We start from the raw sequence: 23,319 nt of genomic DNA, 5'->3' as shown, positions 1-23,319 counted from the left end.
ATGTATTCCTTTCTCTTCTGTAGTTATTTCAGCTTTTTGTATAGGGCATTTCCAAAAATTTGAATGCATTCAACAATGACAATAAGAATGAGGACAGTACTGTACATAATTTTATCGTCAAAATTTTGATAGCCATAGGTCAAAGCAACTGCTCCGAGCCCGCCAGCACCAACAGTTCCTGCTATGGCTGTATAGCCTAACAGCGACACAATACCTAATGTCATACTAGATGTAATGGACGGAATCGATTCATTCACGATGACATGCCATGTAATTTGCCAATCTGATGCCCCGAACGATTTCGCGGCTTCAATCAAGCGAACATCGATTTCCTTGAAGCAGCCCTCCAGCAATCTGGCAATTAACGGGGAGCCCGCGATAGTAATAGAGAAAATAGCAGGTCCAACCCCGATGCTGGTTCCACATACAAACCGGGTTATTGGAATAATGACAATAATGACGATGATGAAAGGAACGGAGCGCAGCACATTAATAATGGCGCTGATCGTCTCATAGATGATTCGATTCGGGCGAAGCCCTCTGGAGTCGGTCGTGATTAAAATGATCGCCAATATAAAGCCGCAGATGGTGCAGGTTACAATGGAGCCGCCGAGCATGAGGAACGTATCGCGCAGACCAGGCAATATTATTTTTGTCAGCATCGTTTCAAGATCGTATTGATACATACTACAGCTTCCTCCATTCCACACGATGCTTGTCCAGGTAGTCCTCGATTCGGCTGTACTCCTCTTCGTGGACACGAATCATAAGAGCCCCGGCAATGGAGTCGCTATACTTGCTTAATCCTCCCCATACAAGCTCGAATTTAACGCCTGTCTCAATTGCCAGCCTGGAGAGGATATCATCGTTTTCTCCGCTTCGCTGAATAATTTCAAGCTTGATTTTTTTCTGATCCGATGTACCGTCTCGATAGTTCTCCTCGCCCATGAAATCATCCAGAATCTCAGGCGTATTCAGGAAAATTTCCTGCGCATTGCCAGCGGCCTTCAGCTTGCCTGAGCTTAATACTCCCATTTTGTTGCAAATTCCCTTTACGACAGACATCTGGTGGGTAACGACGACGATCGTAATGCCCAGCTCTCGGTTGATCTTTTTTAAGAGCTCTAGAATAGACTGTGTAATGTTCGGATCGAGTGCCGAGGTTGCCTCGTCGCATAATAGAATTTTGGGGTTCATGATTAGCGCGCGTGCAATGGCTACTCTTTGCTTCTGTCCGCCACTCAGCTGCCTGGGCAGCATATTGATTTTATCCGAAAGCTCAACAAGCTCCAGTACCTCGCGTATTCTCTGATCAACATTGTTCATTTTGGATTTAAAGCATTTTAGAGGGAACAAAATGTTTTCATAGACGGTTTTGCGCTCCAGCAAGCTAAACTGCTGAAAAATCATGCCTATGCCGCTTCTGAAATAACGGAGCTCCTTATTGCTCAGGCGGTTAATCTGAACGCTGTCCACGATCAGGTCGCCGGAGTCAAATGACTCCAATCCGTTAATACAGCGCAGCAGTGTAGATTTCCCCGCGCCGCTGACGCCAACAAGGCCATAGATATCTCCCTTTTCAATCACTAGATCGATTCCTTGAAGAACCTGTTTCCCATCAAATGTTTTACTAAGGTTTCTTATTTCTATCATATGGTTTACCTTACTTTTCACTTATTTTCAGTTATTTTCACTTATGTTTATTTCCCCTGAATGTCTTCAATAGCGCTTATTGCAAGCTGGCGAAGCGCATAATCCTCCATTGGCGGGTTATGCAGTCCAAATCGAACATCACGATACATACGCTGAAGGGGATGGGACATCGCAAGGCTGTGCGCACCTACAATTCGCATGGCTGTATCAACGACGGACAAGGCGGTTTGAATCGCATATACCTTCACAGCTATGAAATCCTCATCGGTTGCCTCCAGCTGATTTTCATACCTTCCGGTAACGGAATACATAAAATGTCTTGCGGTCGACAGCTCAAGCTCCATTCTGCCGATTGACTGCTGAATATGGGGCACCTGAGCGATCGGATGAGTCAAGCTGTTCGGCTGATAGCTATTGGCAAAGCGTATTGCCTCCTCTCTTGCGGCAAGGGCGATACCCAAGTAGACAGCCGGTATGCACAGGTTATGCGGATAGCTCTGATTCGCGTTCTCCTGCCCAGATTTATGTTGTCTATTTACCTTGGCAGCAGCGGGAACGTAGGCCTCCTGTAAAACCAAATCGTGGCTTCCCGTCCCTCTCATCCCAACCATGTTCCAGGTAGGCTCAATAGATAATCCTTCCGTCTCACGCGGAACCAAGAAATCTGAAATGCAATCTCCATCTTGATCGAATACCGATACAATAAAATAATCGAGAACGGGAGCCAGTGAAGTGAAAGACTTCCTTCCTGTCAATCGATAGCCATTCTCCGTCTTTATGGCTGTAGTCTGCGGCTTTCCGCCTCGTGAAGGACTTCCGGTTGCTGCTTCTGAATCCGCCCGGTTTACCAGCGCGCCCCGTTCCAGAACTGCCTTGCACAGGTCGGAAAAACCACTTTCCTTCCAATGGCGTGTCTTGCTTAATTGCAGCACCGTATTTATATGCCAGCCAATCGCAAGTGCAACAGGAGCATCCGTCTTGGCAATCCGTTCCTGATACAGCAGGAAATCAGTTAAAGAGAGACCTTCTCCCCCGAGATCATTCGGAACCGCCAGCTGAGGATACCCAATTGCTTTCAAATCGGAAATCAGGCTGTAGTTAAAGCCATTGGTTTCATCTGCTTGTATAGTCTCGGCAGCATTTCGTTCCAGAACCTCATCCAAACGAGTCAGCCACTTATGCTGCGTAGTTACAAATTTGTTCTGTGCAGAAGGCATTTCGCACATTCCCCCTCTCTTCTAAAAATATAGCAGGTCAAAATCGTGAACTGAATGTCCAAATGTGATTTCTCTTCTTATCCAATTACGACTATTCCAATAATTTTACTTGTATTTAATCTCAAACATATTATAATACTTTCAAGGCTCACTATTCAGCGATGGCTTTGACTTCATTTTAGGAGGGAGCACTTTGTCGAAGGAGAATATTTCAATAAACATCGGTAACTCCAGGAAATATTTGTTTGTACCTACTGAGTTTGAAAAGTCAAGTGCTGCTTGGCCGGTCCGAATCGGGATGTATGAGACTACTCGTAACTTCCATACAGGTCCTCGTATCGTGCCTTATTACAACTTGATTTTCATTCTAAACGGGGAAGGAACATTTATCCAAAAAAGTAAAACCTATCATTTGCGGCGCAATGATATATTTTGTTGCTTTCCGCAGGTGTCTCATGAATATTTCAGCAGCGACACTAACCCCATGCACTATCTGTGGCTTGCGTTTGAAGGGCCCCACTCTGGTCTTCTGCTCGAGCGTATCGGCATAAAGCATTGCACGCCATACCATTTCAACGCCACGAACCCCACAGCGCTTGGCTTTCTCCATACGTTAATTGCTTTGGCGGAAAACGACTGCGAACGGGATCAGGACTTTTCGCGGTTAATTACGTTCCATGAGATCTTCAAAGCGCTCTCTACCAAAACGTCAGAAAAGGACCGTGAACAGGTCTGCTCGGATGAATGGCTCGAGCGTGCCAAGGAACATATGGAGCTTCACTATTCTGAGGATATTAATATCGAAACCGTTGCCCACTATGTAGGCATTGAGCGCTCCTATTTCTCAAGAAAATTCAAGCAGTCTTACCATGTTACGCCAGTGAAATATTTACAGGAAATACGAATTTCGGCTGCCAAAAGATTGCTCAAGACGACTGAGCTTAACCTTTCTGCCATTGCCCACTCTATCGGTTATGTCGATATGTTCTCTTTTTCCAAGGCTTTTAAGAAAGGAGCTGGAATTTCCCCTAATGAATATCGCAGCTCTGTTAAGTGATATTTTTATGCCGGATTCACCATTACTCGGGCCCCATCAGTCTGCCCACAATAAATCGGCTTTTTGCAGTGCGTTAAGCTAAGTATAAAAGGCAGAGTAAAAATTCTCATTGATCTGTGATTCCCCGAAAGGGGCATGAATAACTAATGGGAAACTATAGATCAATGCTCATTATGAAAAGGCTGCCGACAGCAATGTGTTGGCAGCCTTTTCTGCGAGCGGGCAGTATAGTTAAGCTTAATTGGGTCCTCCGTAGATACATTTGTTGGTACGAACATCAACAGTAAGAAAATAATAATAGAATTTTATTTTTTGTCATACAACCCACCATCCCTATATTTTCCATTGTGTTATCATCATATTAAAAATAGGTCTATAGAATCAGTTGAAAAAGAAGTAGTCGTATGGTGCAGCTTTATAGTGATGAAGTAATCGGTGTGACTGTTCATTCACCATGGGAATCAGAAAGGAAACACAGATTTCCCTATCGCCACTATCCCCTTCCCTCAGGAAGCAGCCTCTGTGGGCAGTCCTTTTGAGCGCGCGATGCACTTGGGCGATGTTTTCATCGTTAAATGAAGAATAAGGAGAGGACCCAGTGCTTTTAACGATGAAAAACATCGTTAAAGTAGCAGATCCTTCTCACCTGCGTGCTCTTCATTCCTAGCGCTGCGCCTTCGTTTGAGCTTGGTGTTCGTGTGATTCGTGCGATTGTAGCTAAAGAGAGGGAAGGGCTGTGGGTGGAAGAGCGTTAGCGTCCGCCTTTAAAGATTTGTTCCTACCTCCTCATCCATTCCACTTAAGGGAACAAATCTTTAACAGCGGCTGGAGCCCACAGGCATTCCCTCCGCAACGCACCCAAGTCACAAACACGCACATCAAAGGACGCGGCAAGGCGTTTATTTTAATGGCTTGTATTTGATTACGAGAAGAACAACCATTGATATATTCAGTCACAGCAATTATAATTCAAATACAAAGACTATTTGGAAAATTAAATAAAAAATGTGAAATGAAAGTAGAGAGAATTGGAAATATTTAGGGCGAATTAATTAAAGAAGGAGAAGATCCTAGAATTTGCTGAAGTCGTAGTAGATCAAAGAGTCATAGTCCAGAAGGACTAGCGTTTCATATGCTACTATTTAACGGGGAATTTACTATATTGAAACTACCAAATCTATTAGGGAGTGGCCAAATCCATTGTTAAAAAACCAGTACTTTAAGAACACTTGGTTGATGTTGATCTTATTTTTTCTTATTCCTTTTGGAAATATTTACGGTGAAGCTGATCCATTCAAAGATATTGAGGGACATTGGGCCGAAGAGGACATACAAGAATGGCTTGATAAAGGAATAATAACTGGATATCCGGATCAAACATTTAGGCCGAACAACGTAATATCCAGAGGGGAATTCGTAGCTCTTGTGAACAGGGCATTCAGGTATTCAGATATGAGCCCGATTAGCTTTAAAGATATAAAACAAACAGATTGGGTGTACCAAGAGGTACAAAAGGCAATTGCACAAGGCTACATTAATGGATTTGACGACAACACTTTCCGATCTAATCAACAAATAAATAGACAAGAAACGGCAATGATCCTGTCGAATATATTGAAGTTGAACGCCCCAGGAAGTACTACGCCAATTACTTTAACGGATTCGAACGTCATCCCTTCTTGGAGCAAAATGGCAATAAACAACATTGTAAGTAAAGGTATTATGGATAAATACCAGGATGGAACTTTTCAACCTCTACGCCAAATGACTCGTGCAGAATCTGTTGTGGCAATTAAGAAAACTCTTGCTGCAAGCACAATCATTTATGATAAAGCAGGCACCTTTAGTGAAACTTCTTTAAATACGGTACATAGTGATGTTATCATCCAATCTTCGGATGTGACTCTCCAGAACATGCATATTTTAGGGGATCTGATAATATCTAAGGAAATTGGCGATGGAAATTTTTATATGGATCAGGTAGAAGTAGACGGCATTACTCGAATTGAAGGCGGTGGCGTCAATAGTATTCATATAAGAAATAGTCAGTTAGGCACGGTGATTGTAAATAAATCAGAAAATGCTGTCAGGGTTGTTGCGGAGGGGACAACGAGAATCCAGAACACTCAAATTTTATCCAGCGCAAATATAGAAGAAATGAATATGTCTGGAGAGGGCTTTATTGATTTAACTGTACTCCCTGAAACAAAAGAAACAAAAGCGAGGCATATAACGATAGCTGGTGATTTTAACAATATTAGTTTAAATGGAAATATCCATAAGTTTACTATTAATTCTGGAAATATAAAGAGCTTGCTAATTAAAGAAAAGCTAGTTATACTAAGTGTTTTCCTTAATAAGGATGTAATTGTCCAGAAGCTTGATTTAAATAGTAAGTCTACCATTTCAGGTGATGGTCGAATCAATGAAATCATGCTGTCAGATGATGCGAAAGATTCCGTTTTGCCAAAAGAAAAATCGCCAACTACTCCATTTTTTGGAGGAGGAGGTGGTGGGGGCGGCGGTATCCCAATGCCAGAAAGTCCGGCTTTAGCTGTTACTAGCATCAATGCGGCTAACGGAACAGTTGAAGTCCTGTTTAATAAGATCTTAACAGGTTCCCCAGAAGCTTCGGACTTCACTGTGTTAAAGAAGACCAATAATGGTGTTTTTCAGAAAACAGATGTTAGTCTGGTCAGCTTAAAGGCTGATAAGACAACAGTAAAATTAACTGTCGCACCGACCGTTAATACTGACGAAGATCAAGTAATCATATATTCTGTCTCTTACAAAAATGCAAAAGCTTTGCTTTCTCAAGCATTTACGGTGACTCAAGCTAAAACTACCGTGACAGGTTCGTTATTTTATTTAAAATATGACGAGATAACACCGAGGCCTATTATGATGTATGGTATTCGGTTGGAAGGTGTTAATGAGACGTCGGGCACGTATATTACCGAAACAAATAAAAGTGGAAGCTTCACATTCAACATGGTCCCCCCTGGTACTTATATTGTCAATATCTATTTGGGGCTGGTAAGATATTATACCGATGAGTTTACAGTAGAAGCGGGACAGAGGCTGACACTGCCGGATATTATTATTGAAGAGAACGCTCCATTGCCAACCGTTGAGAAAGTAGTATTCGCAGATATTGGTTATATTAGCGGAAGTGTCTTTGATTTATCAAAGCCTTTTTCCGTTAAAGTGGAATTGGAGGATGGGACGGTACTTAATTCCCTGCCAGGTCAATTCGATACTTTTTTCAGCTTTAATTTGTATGATTATAATCCTGATTTGGTACTGAACAAGAACGACAAACTGTTCGTTACTTTATTTGCTAAAGACGGATGGATAAGTGAACGGTTTGAGGTTAACGTTGTTGAAAGGCCCAAAACCAAGTCACCTAACGTAACTAGCGTCGTTTACGACGATACCAGATATGTCAGGGGTACGGTTGAGGATTGGGCAAACGAAATCACAATAACGAAAATGGACGGAACCTTAATTGGTCGATACTATAACAATCTCGGCAACGGTTTTGGAGTTTATCTATTTGAGAGCTACCCGTTAACTTCTGGGGAACAAATATTAGTTTACGCTCAGGCTGATGGAAAGAGCATTAGTGATCCTGCCAAGGTTGAAGTTGTGGCTCCTACTGTTGTTACATCACCTCCTACAATAGACGCAATCCTCTATGAAACTTCCTATTATCTTTCAGGAAAAGCAGAGGGCGATTCCATTATTGTCGTTAAACGGGCTGATGGAACAGTAATCGGTGAAGGGAAAGCTAACTCTCAGCAATATGGAGGTGATTTTAGCATTCAATTACTAGCACCTACCATCGCCGGAGAGACCCTATATATTTCGGCTAAAGGCTATGAGAAGATAATTAGTGAATCACTCGCCAAAGTTGTGCAGAGTAGAGCTATTACTTCTACTCCCGAAATATATGGAGAGGTGTATAGTGACTTTACTTATATTCATGTAACTAACATCACTAATCCACAGTTAATTCTGTATTTGAAAGACGTGGATGGTACGGTCATTGCAGAAAGCTACCTGGCTTTTGATGGGACAATTACTTTTTGGGACCTGGAACTAACACCGGATGCTCAATACCAATTGACTGCAGTGGCTCCTGAGATGAAAGAAAGTGCACCGTTCATATTCACAGCGATTGCTCCAACGATTCTAACATCTATACCCACAATTACTGTACCGGTTTACGCGGATGCGAACTACAGGTTAGTTGGAATAGCAGAGCCTTTTGCAATGGTTCATATTTATTATGAAGATAGTACGTTTAATTATAGTATTGAAGCCAATCAACTGGGAGAGTTCTCCTTTCAAATGCCATCTTACCCTGCTGTGTTGCCTGGTGAAACAATAATGATTCGAGCCGATGCAAAAGGTAAATTGATAAGTGAAGCTCTTATGCTCACAGCAACAACTCCCTTAGAAAAAACCAGTTCTCCGGTGGTCAATGATCAGATCTACGGATACACGAATGAATTAAAGGGTACGGCCGCTAAAAGTACATTAATAAAATTATTTGCTGAAGATGGCAGTCAAATTGCTACAGGTGTCTATTCAGACATGAACACGGGAAAATGGACAATTGGTTTATGGTATACGATTCTACGAGGTGGAGAGCGGATCTATATTATTGCTGATGAGGCAGGAAAACTGCCAAGTGATCCCGTTTATATAACGATACACGCTGCTCCTAAATCACTTGTACCCATAGTAACAAGCACAGTTAGTGCACAATCCTCTCAAATTCAAGGGACTTACGAGGGCACAAGAATAATTAACAATATGGTTACAGCCATTTTTCTTGTAAATGAGGATAATCAAGTGATGGGAATGGACATTGTTAAAAGTGATGGCTCCTTCTCCATACATGTATCATCCGATGTTCTAACAGCTGGTCAAAAGGTTAAAATCATTGCGAGAGAAGGCCAGAAAGAAGCTAGTGACCCATTAGTCATTACTGTCAACTGATGGATCCATAATAGAAAACCTCCGAAACCATATTAATGGTAGCGGAGGTTTTCTTTGATTGAGCAACTACCAGATATACCCTGTGATAACAACGACAGCGGAGCGTGGAGTCTTGTCCCCGGTACGATGCGAACATGGGCTGATAGGAATTCTTTCATAATTCTTTCATTGCGTTTTGTTAAAATGCCAATTGAGGCAACTTCACCAAGATAATCCTAGAATGATAGGTTTGGAGGGAAATGAAAAAAGAACCGCAGCAGCTTAGAACCTCACGCTATAACCAAGGTTGGATTAGCTGAGTTTATTGTAGGAAATCAAACCGAATGCAAGTGACCAAAGCGCAGTTACCTAATAGTTGAGATGAAGGAGAGGCGTACATATTGTTATCACTTAGATTACGAAAAACGATAAATCTTGTTTTGTTGTTCGTATTGCTATTCAGCTTGACCGTTCCATTCGGATTTCGCTCAGCATACGCAGCGCACAAGGAATTTGGAAGTCGGGAGTTTGTACGAATCGCTGCGGGAGAGCAGCATTCGCTCGCATTAAAAGCGGACGGCACCGTCGTCGCATGGGGAGGGAATATTAATGGTCAAGCGACTGTGCCTGTGGGCCTGAGCGGTGTGATTTCGATTGCTGCAGGATGGAATCATTCGCTGGCGTTGAAAGCGGATGGGACGGTTGTCGCCTGGGGAAACAATGATGATAGTGGTCAAACGACTGTGCCGTCGGGCCTAAGCGGAGTGGTGTCGATTGCTGCAGGACGGGCGCACTCGCTGGCGTTGAAATCAGACGGCACCGTTGTTGCATGGGGAAACAATGATAAAGATCAAGCAAGCGTACCCGCGGGCCTGAACGGTGTTGTAGCGATTGCCGCGGGATGGAATCATTCGATCGCGTTGAAATCGGACGGAACTGTCGTCGCATGGGGAGAAAACGCCTTTGGTCAAATGACTTTGCCAGGGGGCCTTAGCTCAGTGGTATCGGTTGCAGCAGGAACCTACCATTCGCTAGCGTTAAAAGCGGACGGTACCGTGGTCGCATGGGGAGTTAATAATGAGAATCAGATAAACGTGCCGATTGGTTTGAGCGGAGTGTTGGCGATCACCGCAGGATCACACCATTCGATCGCATTACAATCGAATGGGAAAATCGTCGCCTGGGGAGAGGATACCTATGGTCAATCGGCCGTTCCGGCGGACCTGACCGATGTGGTGTCGACCGCGGCGGGATTTCACCACTCGCTCGCGTTAAAATCCGATGGCACCGTCGTCGGATGGGGAGATAATACTTATGGTCAAACGAACGTGCCGGCGGGTCTTGCTTTGCCTGTCAAAGGGAGCAAGATTGCCGCAGGAGTGAGTAATTCGCTCGCGCTGAGATCAAACGGAACCGTGGCAGCATGGGGATTAAATAATTATAATCAATCGACCGTGCCGGGTAGTCTGAGCGGAGTGTTGTCGATTGCCGCAGGATACTTCCATTCACTTGCGCTGAAATCAGACGGAACCGTCACCGGCTGGGGATTAAATAGTCAGAATCAAATAACTATTCCCGGGGGATTGAACGGTGTAGTGATGGTCGCCGCCGGAGAAGTTCATTCGCTCGCGCTGAAATCGGATGGCACTGTCGTCGCCTGGGGAAGCAATAATAGTGGTCAAAGAACCGTACCGGGTGGCCTGAACGGTGTAATGTCGATCGCCGCGGGAGATAATCATTCACTCGCGCTGAAATCGGACGGCACCGTCGTCGCATGGGGAGATTCTGGACAGGGTCAAACAACCGTGCCGGCGGGCCTGAGCGGAGTGGTGTCGATCACCGCGGGAGATAATCATTCGCTGGCGTTAAAATCGGACGGCACCGTCGTCGCATGGGGAAGCAATAGTGTTGGTCAAACAACCGTGCCGGCGGGCCTGAGCGGAGTAGTAGCGATTTCTGGAGGAAGGCACCATTCGCTCGCGTTAAAATCGGACGGCACCGTCGTCGCCTGGGGATTCAATAACGTTGGTCAAACAACCGTGCCGGCGGGCCTAAGTGGAGTAGTATCGATCGCCGCGGGAGGTTTCCATTCGCTCGCACTGAAATCAGACGGAACCATCGTCGCCTGGGGAGAGAACTTCAATGGCCAGGGGAACATACCGGGCAATGCCAATCTGAGCGGTTTAGTTTTACAAGAAGGGGATTTCACGGAATCCTTTCAATCTTCAGTCACGTCCTATACGTATTATTATGACGGACATTCGCTGTCCAGTGTACATGTAACGCCGACTCTGTCAAACACGAATCATTCGGCGTTGTACGTGAACAATGAGCTGTTAACAAGCGGTAGCACGGCGACGATCAACCTAGCGGGAGCAATGGCGAATACCGTCATTCCTGTTCGTGTAGAGCCTTATCTGCGAACTGGCCAGACGTATACAATTACGCTAGCGATCGATTCAACGCTCCCGGAAGTTCAGTTTGACACGAACGGGAGTTTATCGGTGGCAACAACTGCAGCAAGCAAGGTAACAGTCATCGATACGGAAAGTGGTATGGATGCTGCTTCATTACAATATGTGTGGACACAAAGCACAGCCGTTCCAACAAGCGGTTGGCTGACCTTCAGCGACGAGGATACGCTAAGTCAGACTAGCGGCGATGGCAACTGGTACTTGCACATTCGAGCAGCAGACAAAGTAGGAAATGTTTCCGATGTCGTTTCGAACCTCTTTGTGCTGGATAACACTGCACCGACAGCAACAGTATCCAGCTCAGCGAGTCATGCAGTAAATGCCGCATTTCCGGTGACCATTACCTTCAGCGAGAGCGTAAGTGGTTTTACCGAGGATGACTTTGAGGTCGTAAACGGCACAGTGTCAAATTTAGTTTCCGTGAGCACAGCAACATACACGGCGACGATTACACCTGCGACGAGCGGGCAGGCTGTGACCGTATCGGTTGGTGCCGGCGCAGCTGTGGATGCAGTAGGAAATAACAATACAGCATCCAATACATTGAGCTTGCTGTACGATACGACGAAGCCAGTAGTTACCTTTGGCGGCTTCACGGATCATCAGCAATTCGCTACGCCGCCTGCCGAATTCTCCGTTACTGTCAGCGAAGCTGTATATTGGATTGCAGGTGGAGCCGAGCTTAATTCGGCCAATGCGCTTCCGCTGATCAGCATGAAAAAGGATGGACAAGACTTTTCTGCCTATGCGCCAAGCTATGACGAGCCTTCCCGAACTTTTACCGTAAGCTTTAACGACACGCTGGAAGATGGTGTTTACGAGGTTAACGTTGCTGGGAACGTGGTGGAAAATGTATATGGCAATACGCTTGAAGGGGTAAATGGAAGCTTTATCGTAGCTGTGCCCCTGGTTTCGAGTATTTCTGCCAGCCCAACCAGCTTGCCAAGCGCTGGAGGCAGTACAACAGTTGAAATAACAGGCACCAATCTGACAGGGCAGACGGTGAAGGTCTATATTGACGGAGTCGAAGCCGCGATAGCAGCAGTCAGCAATGACACGAGCGCGACAGCAATTGTTTCTCTTCCGTACAATTCGGCCCAAACCACTAAAAACTATATGTTAAGTATTTATCTAAACGGAGTGGAGGTTGCAGGCCAAAATTCTACGGTTACTGTGAGCGCCGCGCCGCAGCCAGCAGTAACTCTCTCTAGCAACGCTGAATTAGCTAAATTAAACGTAAATACATCCGGCAAGGAACTGGGACTATCACCTGTGTTCACACCCGGAACTACTGAGTATACCGCACAGACTGATGCGAAGCAGGTCCAGCTGCAGCTGTCTGCTTCTCATCCCAATGCGATTGTTAAGCTGGCGGGAGAACGCATAAATGAGGCAACGACCGTTCCTTTGGCGGTGGGAGCCAATGTGCTGGAGATTACGATCCAAGCTGAGGATGGAAGCGTCAAGACGTATACGCTAACGATTAATCGTAGTGCCAATAATGAACATACAGAACCTTCTGAACCTTCTGAGCCTTCAGCTCCTGTATGTCCATTTACGGATATCGAGCATCACTGGGCAAAACCAGATATTTGCGAAGCGGCGGAGCTGGGAATCGTTGAGGGAGTAAGTGCCCACTCCTTTGTGCCAGATGGCCACGTCACACGAACGGAATTCGCAGTCATGCTGCTGCGGACCCTTCAAATCGAGATCAATAAAGAAACGAGCACGATTCCTTTTAGCGACAAGGATATTATCCCGGAGTGGGCTCGCCTGGCGATCCAGACAGCAGTAGCTGAAGGAATTCTAGATGGATATTCCGATGGCACCTTGAAACCATTGCAAACGGTAAATCGGTCAGAAATGGCTGCAATGGTCTCCAAGGCAATGGAAGGGAAGGCTGGCAACATGGCAAGCACATCTTTTGCTGATGATGCACGCATCCCTGCCTGGGCTAAGGCTTATGTCGAAGCTGCCCGTGGATACGGGATTATAGAAGGACGAGCAGGCAATCAATTTGTGCCGGATGGCTTAACAACAAGAGCGGAAGCGGCCGTGGTTCTTCTGCGGCTTTGGAAAATACTTGATTAACCCATAAGAGTTTAGGTTCAGGCTGGCCCATATGTCATTCTAATGACATCAAGGGTCAGTCTTTTTTTGTCGAAATATGAGATATCCTGCCTTGCACCCCATGGTTTCGTATACTATTATGGAGAGAAACAAAACAAGTATACAAACAAATATACTATTTCACTTCACTATGAGAGGCGGAACAGTGTGATGAAAGTTATCATCGTTGATGATGAGCCTGCTATGCTGCTCGCTATGAAGCGGCTGCTGTCGAATATGGAAGGGGTGGAGCTTGTTGGGTGCTTCCAGAATGCGTCAGAGGCGTTAGAATTTGTACGGGAATGGGAGGTAGATCTTGCATTCCTGGATATCCAGATCGCCGCGGACGATGGATTAGAGCTGGCCCGCAGCTTGCGTTTGCTTCGCGCTGATCTTGATATCGTGTTTACAACTTCACATGCAGAATATGCGATTCACGCCTACGATGTTTATCCATTGGACTATATGGTTAAGCCGATTTCCAGAAAGCGCCTGTCCCAGACGATCACTAGAGCAGCTAGCATACACAGTGCTTCTTCTGATGATACTCACGACCTCTCATCGAATCAGCTGATGGTTCGGGGACTGGGTTGCTTCGAGGCCAGCAGCAAGCAAGCGGGTGCAGTGAAATGGATTTCCAAGAAGAGCAAGGAGCTATTCGCCTATTTGGTTGTTAATCGGGGTCGAAGTGTAACCAAAGACCGAATCCTTGATGATATTTTCCCGGAGATGCCTCTGAAGAATGCGGAAGGGTATCTTAACACGGCAGTGTATCAGCTTAGGAAGGCGTTGTCGCTGCATGGGTTCAAGGAGATGGTCATATCAGCGCAAGAACAGTATCGTGTAGAATTGGATCAAGCAGATGTCGATTTTATTCGATTCGAGCAGGCCGTGGTAGAATTATCCGAAATTAATCCAGCAAATGAAGCGATGGCAATAGATTTGGAGAAACAATTTGCTGGCGAGCTATTTGAGGATAAATCCTTTGAGTGGGCAACTGTGGAACGTGAACGATTGTCAATTGTGTACGATTCCTATGCCAAGCGTCTCGCTTACTGGTTGCTAGATCGGAAGCGATTTAGAGAAGCAGCGCACATCGCGAGAAGAATTGTATCCCGCAATGAGTATGAAGAAGAGTCAACTCTACTGCTGTTGAAAATATTCGGAGCTATGGGAGATCGACAGTCTCTACATAACTATTATGAGCATTATACGCAATTGCTGCTTCAAGAACTTGGCCTGCAGCCTTCAGAGAAATCTCGCCAGCTCTATGAACAATATCAATGATTGCCTCCTCGTAAATCGAGGAGGTATTTTTTTATGAGTAAAATCGACAAAATGACTTCTACAGCTAGATATTGCGATGATGAACCGTACCACGATAGGGCGGAATTTTTAGCATAACCAGTTAGGCCCAGAAAGTCACCCCGGAGGGCGGGAGGACTATTCAATTTCAAATGAAATCATTCCAGGTCTATGAGCTTGTTTGTATTTTGATGTAAACGGAACAGCAGGGAAAGCTGCTTGGCGAGAAAAAGTGGCGTGTAGGGCATATCATTACGAAGCCAGCAGACGATGGTCCCTATGAAGGCGGAGGAACCATACCAGATTGCTATATCTTTCGGAACGATCACAGCTGAAGAAGATGAGGAATCGTCCCGGTTCTCTCTTCTTCTAGTGATAATATCAACTATCAGATCCATAAGCCGATCGGTGAAGACCGGTACGCGTTGTGAAGCGAGCATCACCTTGTAAAATTTTTGATTTTCTGCGATATGCTCAAGAATTTTGACTAATATGGACCCATCCATATCTACGGAACGAGACTGGCTCCGAACATCATTCAGGATAACATGAATTTCATTAATCATGTCTTCCGCGATCTTCTCAATCATTTCCGGAATATCCCTGTAATGAAGATAGAAGGTAACACGATTAATGGTAGCGCGTGCCGCAAGACGATTCACGGTTATTTTCTCAAGTTCCATCTCCTGAAGCAAATCGATAAACGCATCTCGAATTAATTGGCGCGTGCGAAGTACACGCGGATCCGTACGTGGTGATGTTGTTGACATGAGCTCTCAATTCCTTTCTCTATAAATGCTCTATATTACAATTGCATCCGGTTTTGTAGTTTATTTTCCGCATAAACTACAGATCGAGATTGACTGTAAACTAATAAACATTTTTTAAAAATCTGTTGTTTGTGAAATATAAAAGAGAGGATTATAATCTTTTACATTGAGTCTATTATACTACAAATTGTTTATTAGATTCACGATGAATTTGAAGGGATTGAGAAGGATATGAGTAAAGATTTAGCTTTTGACAGCAGTTCCATTAAGAAGGGTCCCCTGTTGTTTGTTATGATTCTGGGGGCGTTTATCGCCGTTTTGAATCAGACTATTATGAGCGTCGCGCTGCCAGAACTTATGGTTGACTTTAACATCACGGCGTCCACGGCTCAATGGCTGACAACCGGCTATATGTTGGTTAATGGGGTTTTGATTCCGATTACAGCATTTCTAATGCAGCGGTTTACGACCCGTGAACTTTTTCAGACTTCCATGGTTATTTTTCTCGGAGGAACGATTGTTTCGGCAGTAGCGTCTAACTTCGAGATTTTGCTGGTTGGCCGCCTGATTCAAGCTGCTGGCGCTGGTATTATTATGCCGCTGCTAATGAATGTGATTCTGACCGTATTCCCTCCTAATAAGCGAGGAGCCGCTATGGGTATGGTTGGTTTCGCTATTATTTTTGCCCCTGCAATCGGGCCTACAATCGCCGGCTATGTCATAGAGCATTTTTCCTGGCGTACGATGTTTTATGGAATCATTCCGTTTGTCGTCATCGTTATTGTGATTGCTTTTGTTTATCTGAAAAATGTGGCTGAACGAACTTATCCTAAAATTGACATGTTGGGTGTCATTCTCTCAACAATCGGATTCGGCGCCGTCCTTTACGGCTTCAGCAGTGCTGGAAGCAAAGGTTGGTCTAGCGCGGAAGTGATTATAACTATCGTTGCAGGTGTGGTCTCCTTGATTTTGTTTACATGGAGACAACTGGTCTCCAAGAGCCCGCTTCTTGATCTCAGGGCGTTCAAATATAGTATGTTCTCCTTGACGACCGTTATTAATATTGCTGTAACAATGGTCATGTATGCAGATATGATGCTGCTTCCACTATATTTGCAGAATGCACGTGGATACACAGCACTGGAATCCGGATTATTGATGCTTCCTGGCGCACTTCTGATGGGATTAATGATGCCGGTGACAGGAAAGCTGTTTGACCGGTTTGGAGCGAAGTGGCTGTCCATCATTGGCATGGCTATTACGATCGTGACAACAATCGGCTTTGTTAATCTGACGGATTCTACCAGTTATACGTATTTAGTTCTAATGTCTACAGGACGACGCTTCGGGATGGCCATGTTCCTGATGCCAATCACTACGGCGGGTCTAAACCAACTGCCCGCAAGACTGAATGCGCATGGTACAGCCATCTCCAACACCATCAAGCAGGTGGCAGGTGCGATAGGTACATCGCTGCTTGTCACGGTCATGGCGAACCGTACCAAGACCCATCTTCAGGATATGACCGCTGCAGGCGGCTCAGGAGATTTGTCGAAGGAGCATCTCGTCATGGAGGCGTCTATTCAAGGTATTAATGATGCGTATCTGGTCATTATTGGAATTGGTATTGTTGGTTTGCTGCTTTCATTCTTCATTAAACGTGCGGGGCAGGCTGAGGAAGCAGAGGAAGCGAGAGTAACCCTGAAGCCCAAAACAGTTAGTGAAACATAGGAAGAGGGCAGGGTGAAAGCCGAGGAAGAGACAAGGAAAGACAAGTACTTGGCATATGGATGTTCAGGTTCTGTTACGTTAATGTGAAAAAGAGCTTCTCCGCTTCTAAAGCTGGAGAAGCTTTTTTGTTTTGGCTTAGAGATGATGCGGTGAACGGTATCACAAATTCAAAAATAGTGGTAAGGTGGAGAATTGAATTGCGAAATAAAAAATAATTCCAGATACTAGAAATTAATGATACAATACATTCTTGTTAATGATTTCATTGTGAGGTGAACACCTATTAATAACAATCTTCTTCGCGTAAGAGTAACTGGAGTGCTAATTGAGGATGGCTCAATTTTGTTGGTTAAACAAAAAGTATCTTCAGATCGGAATTGGTCTCTTCCGGGTGGTAAAGTGGAGGTTGGAGAATCATTAGAAAACGCATTACTTAGAGAAATGAGTGAAGAGACAGGACTAGAAATAAAGATCAAAAAGCTTCTTTACGTTTGCGATTTGCCTGAAGCAACGCCCTCCCTTGTTCATATTACTTTTTTGTTAGAGAAAGTATCTGGCGAAATAAGGATGCCTACCAATGAGTATGAAACCACTCAAATATATGATGTGAAGATGGTGCCAATCCAGGATTTAATTGACTATGGCTTTTCAGAAACCTTTATAAAAATTGTTGAAAGCGGTTTCCAAGATGCGGGAAGTTACCAAGGTCACAAGAGAAATATTGGTTTGTAAAAAAGGAGAGTATATAAACATGCAGATTCTATTCATTCGTCATGGGCAATCGGAAGCAGATATTTTAAATGTACATGAGGGGAGAGCAGATTTTGAATTAACGGAATTGGGCAGGAGGCAAGTAAAAGCCATGGCTGCAAGGGTAAAGGAAAACTTTCCTCCTGATTTCATTTGGGCTAGTACATTAAAACGAGCAAAAGAGACTGCTTCTATATTAGCTGAGATGGTTGGTTGTCCTGTCAAATACGAAGATGAGCTAATGGAATACAATAATGGTGTACTGGCAGGTCTATCGTTTGAGGAGGGGAAAAAATACGACAGGCCAAAAACAATGCATGACCAAATAGAAAAAGGGGAATCTGCTATTGAATTTCGGATGAGAATAGAAAGTATTTTTTCGAGAATTTTATCATTATCAGGAAATGAAAGAATTGCGATCGTTGCACATGGAGGAGTAATTAACAACTTGCTTCGATCTTTCTATAAAATGCCCGTAAATAAAGAGTTCTTGTTTAAAAATGGAGATACTGCTATTCACCTTGTTGAAATAGAACAAAGTGAACGGATTGTGCATTTCCTTAACAGTACTGTACATTTAGAAGGTTTGATTTAACTCCTGATCACTACGTGGATATAAGTCGGTGAGGGTCAAGGAACATAATGGTGAAATACCTACGGAGGGAAATTTGGAGGAATTATGAGAAAAATTAATTATCTAGAAACAAAGCTTTCAAGTCGATTTAATGAATTTGATCCAAATAAAGAAAATAATAAGAATACTTTATTTGCTGATATTATTATTGATGGAACGTCCTTGTACCAAAAACTAAAGAAGTATGATTTGGTACCCGCGTTAGGCTGGGGAAGTGAAGAATATCAAAGACTTATGATTGATTACTTTTTACTTGTGCAACCGCACGAATATCTGTACTACAGATATCCAATATTAGTTTGTCCTTGGTGTGGTGATGAAGAATGTGGCTTTATATCAGTAAAGATAGATAGAGAGTCAGATATTATTATCTGGAAAGATTTTAATCTAGAGCATGAAAGTAAAAAGATCCAAATAGGTCCTTATTATTTTCATTGGGATAATTATGAACAGGCGATTTGGAGTACTTATCGCATAGCGGGAATTCAGTAAACTCCACCGTCCCAATTGAAAAACCTCCAAAACCATATGAATGGAATTGGAGGTTCTTTTTTTACTGAACAATCTTCAATTAAGTGCAGCTTTGCAGCGATAAAGTGTTCGTTATTACCATTTATTATCCAAAAGGGAATTGGAAAGGAAGCGCGAGTTTTCCATATCGTCACTATCCCTTTCGCTCAGGCAAGCAACTTCTGCTGGCAATCCGTTTGAGCGTGACATGCTCGGTACTTTGAAGCTGAGAAGGATGGGAGGTGGAAAGTAGAGCGCTAGTAGCAGTCCGCTTCTCCCGAATTGAGACGTGTGCATCACTTAACGATGAAAAACATCGTTAAAGCAGCCGATCCCCTCAACTCTTCATCCCCAGAACCTTTGCTCGCCAGGAAATCTCTCCAATCAATGAAAAACCTTGCTGGCAGTCCGTCTGAGCTTTGTTTATGATTTGTTTGAGCTTGTTTTGAACTTGTTTGAGCTTGATGTTCGTGTGATTGTAGCTGAATGAGGGAATGGCTGTGGGAGGAAGAGCGGTAGCGTCCGCCTTTAAAGATTTCTTCCTACCTCCTCATCGCTACCATTCAAAGGAACAAATCTTTAACAGCGGCTGGAGCCCACAGCCATTCCCTCCCCGAACCACCAACATTACAAACACGCACCTCAAAGGCACTTCAAAGGGCGCCGCAAGGCGCTTACTGTTGAGGCAGCTACCAGATAGATCCTGTAATGGCAACCACGGCGGAACGCGCTGTCTTGTCCCCGGCGCGATGCGGCCATTGGCTGGTTGGTTTATTGGTTCCAGCGCCCAAGGCTCCTGGGTGGTTGACGGCTAAGAATACAGTAGACTGATTCTCGGTGAAGGAGAGGCCGCTTAATGCAGCTTCCTTGGGAGCCGATGCGTACTGCTTGGTTTTTTGGGCGGTACCTGTAGGATGGATGAGATAAAGCCCGTTATTTTTGAATTCAGACCATGCTCCCGTGTTCAGTCGATCAGCAGAAATATCTGAAGCGACCCAGAGGCTGCCGTTCTTGTCGAGGGCTATACTGCCTGGTGAGCTGAAGCCGCTTTGGCGTCCGCCTGTAATAAATGTCTCGACGGCAAAAGTTTCTCCGCCGCTTTCCTTCAATCGGATGATTTGCCCGTGCAGGTTACCCCGGCTATCGTTCTGTGTGCAAGCGATGAACACGTTTTGGTTCGCCGGATGGACGGTGAGCTCGGCCGGACGGTCGCAAGGTGTGGCTCCAACAATTAGAGCGGCCTCGCTGGCGGATGTCAGGACATCGCTCTGGGATTGAAACTGCTTGAGCAGTGCTTCCTTGGATTTATACATATTTTCGGGAACTTGGTAGGTTAAGAGATTTAATTGCTTGCGGACGTTATCCACGGACAATTCGATCCAACGGCCTTGAATGAAGTCGGCAGCATACAGGGTGCCCTCGCTTAAAAGCTGAGCATTTGCCCGGCCATTGCCCTCGGTCCATTTGCCCGCGCTCACAAACTTATAAACAAAGCCTGACGGTGAGTCTTCACCCATGTATACGACAATTCGCTTGTCTGCACTTAAGCTCATGGCCGCGCTGCCGTGATGGAAACGTCCGAGGGCGGTATGTTTGACGGGCTTGTTTTTCTTATCGAAGGGATCCACCTCGACGATCCATCCATAATGGGAAAGGGCCAGTCCTGCATCGCGGCAGGTAGATTCGAAACGATTTTCGCAGGTAAGCTGGGTGCTCCATAATGTCTTCCCGCCACCACGATTGGCGAACGTACCTTGAACAAGTGTGGCTCCGTTAACGGATTTGGAACCCCGGACAGGACCCGTCAGCTCGATGGGTGTTAATCCGGAAATGCGGTGAGCCAAGGTAGAATCGGGTACGAGTTTCCATTGGCCGGCAAGGTCTTTTTTCAGATGCAGGATAGAGGCACCTTGGTCGTAAAGCAGCTGCTTCTGCTGTTCCCATACGACAGCTTTCGACCGGTCCAGCATCCATGCATATTGAGCAGATTCGTGATTGACCCATAATAAGGCTTCAGAGCTGGAGCCTGGAATCGGAAAAAAGGACGTATAACTATTGTTAAAACCCAGCGTATCGCCGGACTTGTTAATCGTATCGCCGTATGCAGCCAGAACGTTATAAGAAAATCCGCTAGCTAGCAGCAACTGATCCGCATCCGCGGCTGTATGTAAGGAGGGGTTGAACGTTTCAGGTAATTGTTCATACACATTCATAGCAGGGGTGGAGGCGCTTGCCCTTTGACTTAGAGAGCTTAGTCCCGAATAGGCAGCAGCCAATGAAGCAGCACCTGCTCCTAAATATTTCAAGAAATGGCGGCGAGATAGTGGTTTTTTCAGTTCCATTTAGTTGTTTCCTCCGAATTGTAGACATCTTGTAATAAAGATAACACATATTGAATAAATTTAAATGCTTTTCTCACAATAATTTGCTAGAATAGGGACTAAAAACAACGGTAATCATGACGCTGATAGGAGATTTACATATATCGGAAAATCGTCGCTAGTTGGTGTGTTTAAAAAGCAGTTGAGAGAGTTGAGGAGGAAGATGCATGGCGCCCTTTGTTGGTGAGATTCGTATGTTCGCAGGTAATTTTGCCCCCGCTGGTTGGGAGTTCTGTAGTGGCCAGGTGTTACCGATTAGTGAAAACGAAACTCTGTTTAATTTAATAGGTACGACTTATGGTGGAGATGGTCAGGAAACGTTCGCTTTACCAAATTTACAGAGTCGGATTCCTATTCATCAAGGCCTTGGTTTTCAGGTAGGGGAAATGGCTGGAACGGAAGAAGTAACATTAACTGTTCAACAAATTCCTGCTCATGCTCATACGTCTGGTGTATCCTCCAAATTCGGCAGTACGAATAGCCCTGACGGTACGTTGGTGGCGAGATCGACCTTAAGTCAATTTACGGATACTTCAGGGACGAAAGATACGATGAGGGTAAATGGCTCTGCGATAGGATATTCCGGTGGAAGTCAGCCTCATAGCAATATACAGCCTTATTTGACCATTCATTATATTATTAGTTTATATGGAATTTTTCCGAGTCCAAGCAGCGGTGGTGGAACTGAACCTTTCTTAAGTGATATTTCTTGGGTTGCCTTTAACTTTCCTCCTGGGGGCTATGCTCTATGCAACGGTCAGCTGCTTCCGATTAACACAAATCAAGGTTTGTTTTCATTGTTAGGCACGACATATGGTGGAGATGGTCGAGTTAATTTTGCCCTGCCGGACCTGCGGGGGAGAGCACCGATACATATGGGAAGTGGACATACTTTGGGAGAAAGGGGCGGGGAGCAGGCGCATACACTAAGCGTAAGTGAAATGCCTGAGCATATACATGCCCTTAATGCGAGCGGGAATCCAGCAGCAACTAAGAACGCCCAGGGCAATGCGTTTGGCGTGACTTCGACAAGCTCTTATGCGTTTATTCCCGATAGCCAGTCGCATATAGTGACCGATACAATAGGCGGAAGTCAAGCACACAACAACATGCAGCCATATCTGACTTTGACCGCTATTATAGCTTTGCAGGGTATATTCCCGAGTCAAAATTAAGGAGAGATATCATGGATCCATTTGTCGGGGAAATTCGCATATTTCCATTTAATTTCCCACCTAAAGGGTGGGCCTTTTGCGACGGACAGCTTCTCCCCATTTCGCAAAACACAGCTTTGTTTTCATTATTGGGAACTAATTATGGAGGAGATGGGAAAAGCACGTTTGCCCTGCCCGATCTACAAGGTCATGTGCCGCTTCATGCTGGACAAGGCCCTGGATTGTCGCTTTACGATCTCGGCCAGGAAGGGGGCTCTGAGCATGTCACGCTGCTGCAATCGGAGATGCCCGCCCATTCACACTCTGAATTGTATGGAACTTCCGGAGGCTCGCAAGAGTCGCCATCAAACCAGATCTGGAAAGACACAGGAGGACGCCGGGGAGGCTTAGCTTATACAAGCCCTGCGAATACCGTGACCATGGGTGCACAAGCGATATTACCAGCGGGTGGCAATCTACCTCACAATAATATGCAGCCGTATTTGACATTGAATTTTTGTATTGCTTTACAGGGAGTATTTCCACCGCGCCAATAAAGTTAGGTAAAGTGGAATTTGGTTGAGACGG

The 23,319-nt window shown here is 44.9% G+C and carries 15 protein-coding genes; 10 read left to right on the top strand and 5 right to left on the bottom strand.

Annotated elements, in window-relative coordinates:
* Positions 1-23 precede the first annotated feature (23 nt).
* The 3 genes from J2Z66_RS15600 to J2Z66_RS15590 are packed head-to-tail and all read right to left on the bottom strand — an operon-like array spanning position 24 to position 2,870.
* Positions 24-686: a methionine ABC transporter permease gene (locus J2Z66_RS15600; protein ID WP_209972357.1), complete on the bottom strand. Its 663-nt coding sequence runs from the start codon at positions 684-686 to the stop codon at positions 24-26.
* A 1-nt stretch (position 687) separates the two neighbouring features.
* The gene (locus tag J2Z66_RS15595; protein ID WP_245375577.1) at positions 688-1,653 is read right to left on the bottom strand and encodes a methionine ABC transporter ATP-binding protein; all 966 of its coding nucleotides are present in this window, start codon (positions 1,651-1,653) and stop codon (positions 688-690) included.
* Positions 1,654-1,700: 47 nt separating this feature from the next.
* The gene (locus J2Z66_RS15590; protein ID WP_209972355.1) at positions 1,701-2,870 is read right to left on the bottom strand and encodes an acyl-CoA dehydrogenase family protein; all 1,170 of its coding nucleotides are present in this window, start codon (positions 2,868-2,870) and stop codon (positions 1,701-1,703) included.
* A gap of 193 nt (positions 2,871-3,063) precedes the next feature.
* Between J2Z66_RS15590 and J2Z66_RS15585 the strand changes: the two genes are divergently transcribed.
* The 4 genes from J2Z66_RS15585 (at position 3,064) to J2Z66_RS15570 (ending at position 14,783) form a co-directional block, all read left to right on the top strand.
* Positions 3,064-3,927 carry an AraC family transcriptional regulator gene (locus J2Z66_RS15585; protein ID WP_245375576.1) on the top strand — a complete coding sequence of 288 codons (864 nt, stop codon included), beginning with the start codon at positions 3,064-3,066 and terminating at the stop codon, positions 3,925-3,927.
* Between the two features lie 1,200 nt (positions 3,928-5,127).
* Positions 5,128-8,934 (top strand): S-layer homology domain-containing protein, encoded by a 3,807-nt coding sequence (locus tag J2Z66_RS15580; RefSeq protein WP_209972354.1) that lies wholly within the window; start codon positions 5,128-5,130, stop codon positions 8,932-8,934.
* A gap of 380 nt (positions 8,935-9,314) precedes the next feature.
* Positions 9,315-13,478 carry an RCC1 domain-containing protein gene (locus J2Z66_RS15575; RefSeq protein ID WP_209972353.1) on the top strand — a complete coding sequence of 1,388 codons (4,164 nt, stop codon included), beginning with the start codon at positions 9,315-9,317 and terminating at the stop codon, positions 13,476-13,478.
* A gap of 189 nt (positions 13,479-13,667) precedes the next feature.
* Complete coding sequence (locus tag J2Z66_RS15570) at positions 13,668-14,783, top strand: response regulator (protein ID WP_209972352.1); 1,116 nt, start codon at positions 13,668-13,670, stop codon at positions 14,781-14,783.
* A gap of 176 nt (positions 14,784-14,959) precedes the next feature.
* On the opposite strand, the gene J2Z66_RS15565 is transcribed toward J2Z66_RS15570, so the two are convergent.
* Positions 14,960-15,571: a TetR/AcrR family transcriptional regulator gene (locus J2Z66_RS15565; RefSeq protein WP_209972351.1), complete on the bottom strand. Its 612-nt coding sequence runs from the start codon at positions 15,569-15,571 to the stop codon at positions 14,960-14,962.
* Positions 15,572-15,802: 231 nt separating this feature from the next.
* Between J2Z66_RS15565 and J2Z66_RS15560 the strand changes: the two genes are divergently transcribed.
* The 4 genes from J2Z66_RS15560 to J2Z66_RS15545 all read left to right on the top strand — a co-directional run bounded on the left by J2Z66_RS15560 (position 15,803) and on the right by J2Z66_RS15545 (position 19,178).
* Complete coding sequence (locus J2Z66_RS15560) at positions 15,803-17,302, top strand: DHA2 family efflux MFS transporter permease subunit (RefSeq protein ID WP_209972350.1); 1,500 nt, start codon at positions 15,803-15,805, stop codon at positions 17,300-17,302.
* Between the two features lie 282 nt (positions 17,303-17,584).
* Positions 17,585-18,034: an NUDIX hydrolase gene (locus J2Z66_RS15555; RefSeq protein ID WP_209972405.1), complete on the top strand. Its 450-nt coding sequence runs from the start codon at positions 17,585-17,587 to the stop codon at positions 18,032-18,034.
* A gap of 19 nt (positions 18,035-18,053) precedes the next feature.
* On the top strand, positions 18,054-18,647 hold the full coding sequence (locus J2Z66_RS15550; RefSeq protein WP_209972349.1) for a histidine phosphatase family protein: 594 nt from the start codon (positions 18,054-18,056) through the stop codon (positions 18,645-18,647).
* A gap of 84 nt (positions 18,648-18,731) precedes the next feature.
* Positions 18,732-19,178, top strand: a complete 447-nt coding sequence (locus tag J2Z66_RS15545) for an oxidoreductase (protein WP_209972348.1) — start codon at positions 18,732-18,734, stop codon at positions 19,176-19,178.
* Positions 19,179-19,885: 707 nt separating this feature from the next.
* Here the strand turns inward: J2Z66_RS15545 and J2Z66_RS15540 are convergent.
* Complete coding sequence (locus tag J2Z66_RS15540; RefSeq protein ID WP_209972347.1) at positions 19,886-21,538, bottom strand: PhoX family protein; 1,653 nt, start codon at positions 21,536-21,538, stop codon at positions 19,886-19,888.
* Between the two features lie 206 nt (positions 21,539-21,744).
* Here J2Z66_RS15540 and J2Z66_RS43825 point away from each other — a divergent pair, with 206 nt between their 5' ends.
* Both J2Z66_RS43825 and J2Z66_RS15530 read left to right on the top strand, forming a co-directional pair.
* A complete protein-coding gene (locus J2Z66_RS43825; RefSeq protein WP_312894581.1) occupies positions 21,745-22,752 on the top strand; it encodes a phage tail protein in 1,008 nt (335 codons plus the stop codon).
* A gap of 11 nt (positions 22,753-22,763) precedes the next feature.
* A complete protein-coding gene (locus J2Z66_RS15530) occupies positions 22,764-23,288 on the top strand; it encodes a phage tail protein (RefSeq protein WP_209972346.1) in 525 nt (174 codons plus the stop codon).
* Positions 23,289-23,319: the final 31 nt, after the last annotated feature.

Origin of the sequence: Paenibacillus eucommiae (assembly GCF_017874215.1) — a bacterium.
Lineage (GTDB): Bacteria > Bacillota > Bacilli > Paenibacillales > NBRC-103111 > Paenibacillus_AI > Paenibacillus_AI eucommiae.
The sequence above is the reverse complement of the archived record's forward strand: the minus strand, read 5'-3'. Positions and strand labels throughout refer to the sequence as shown.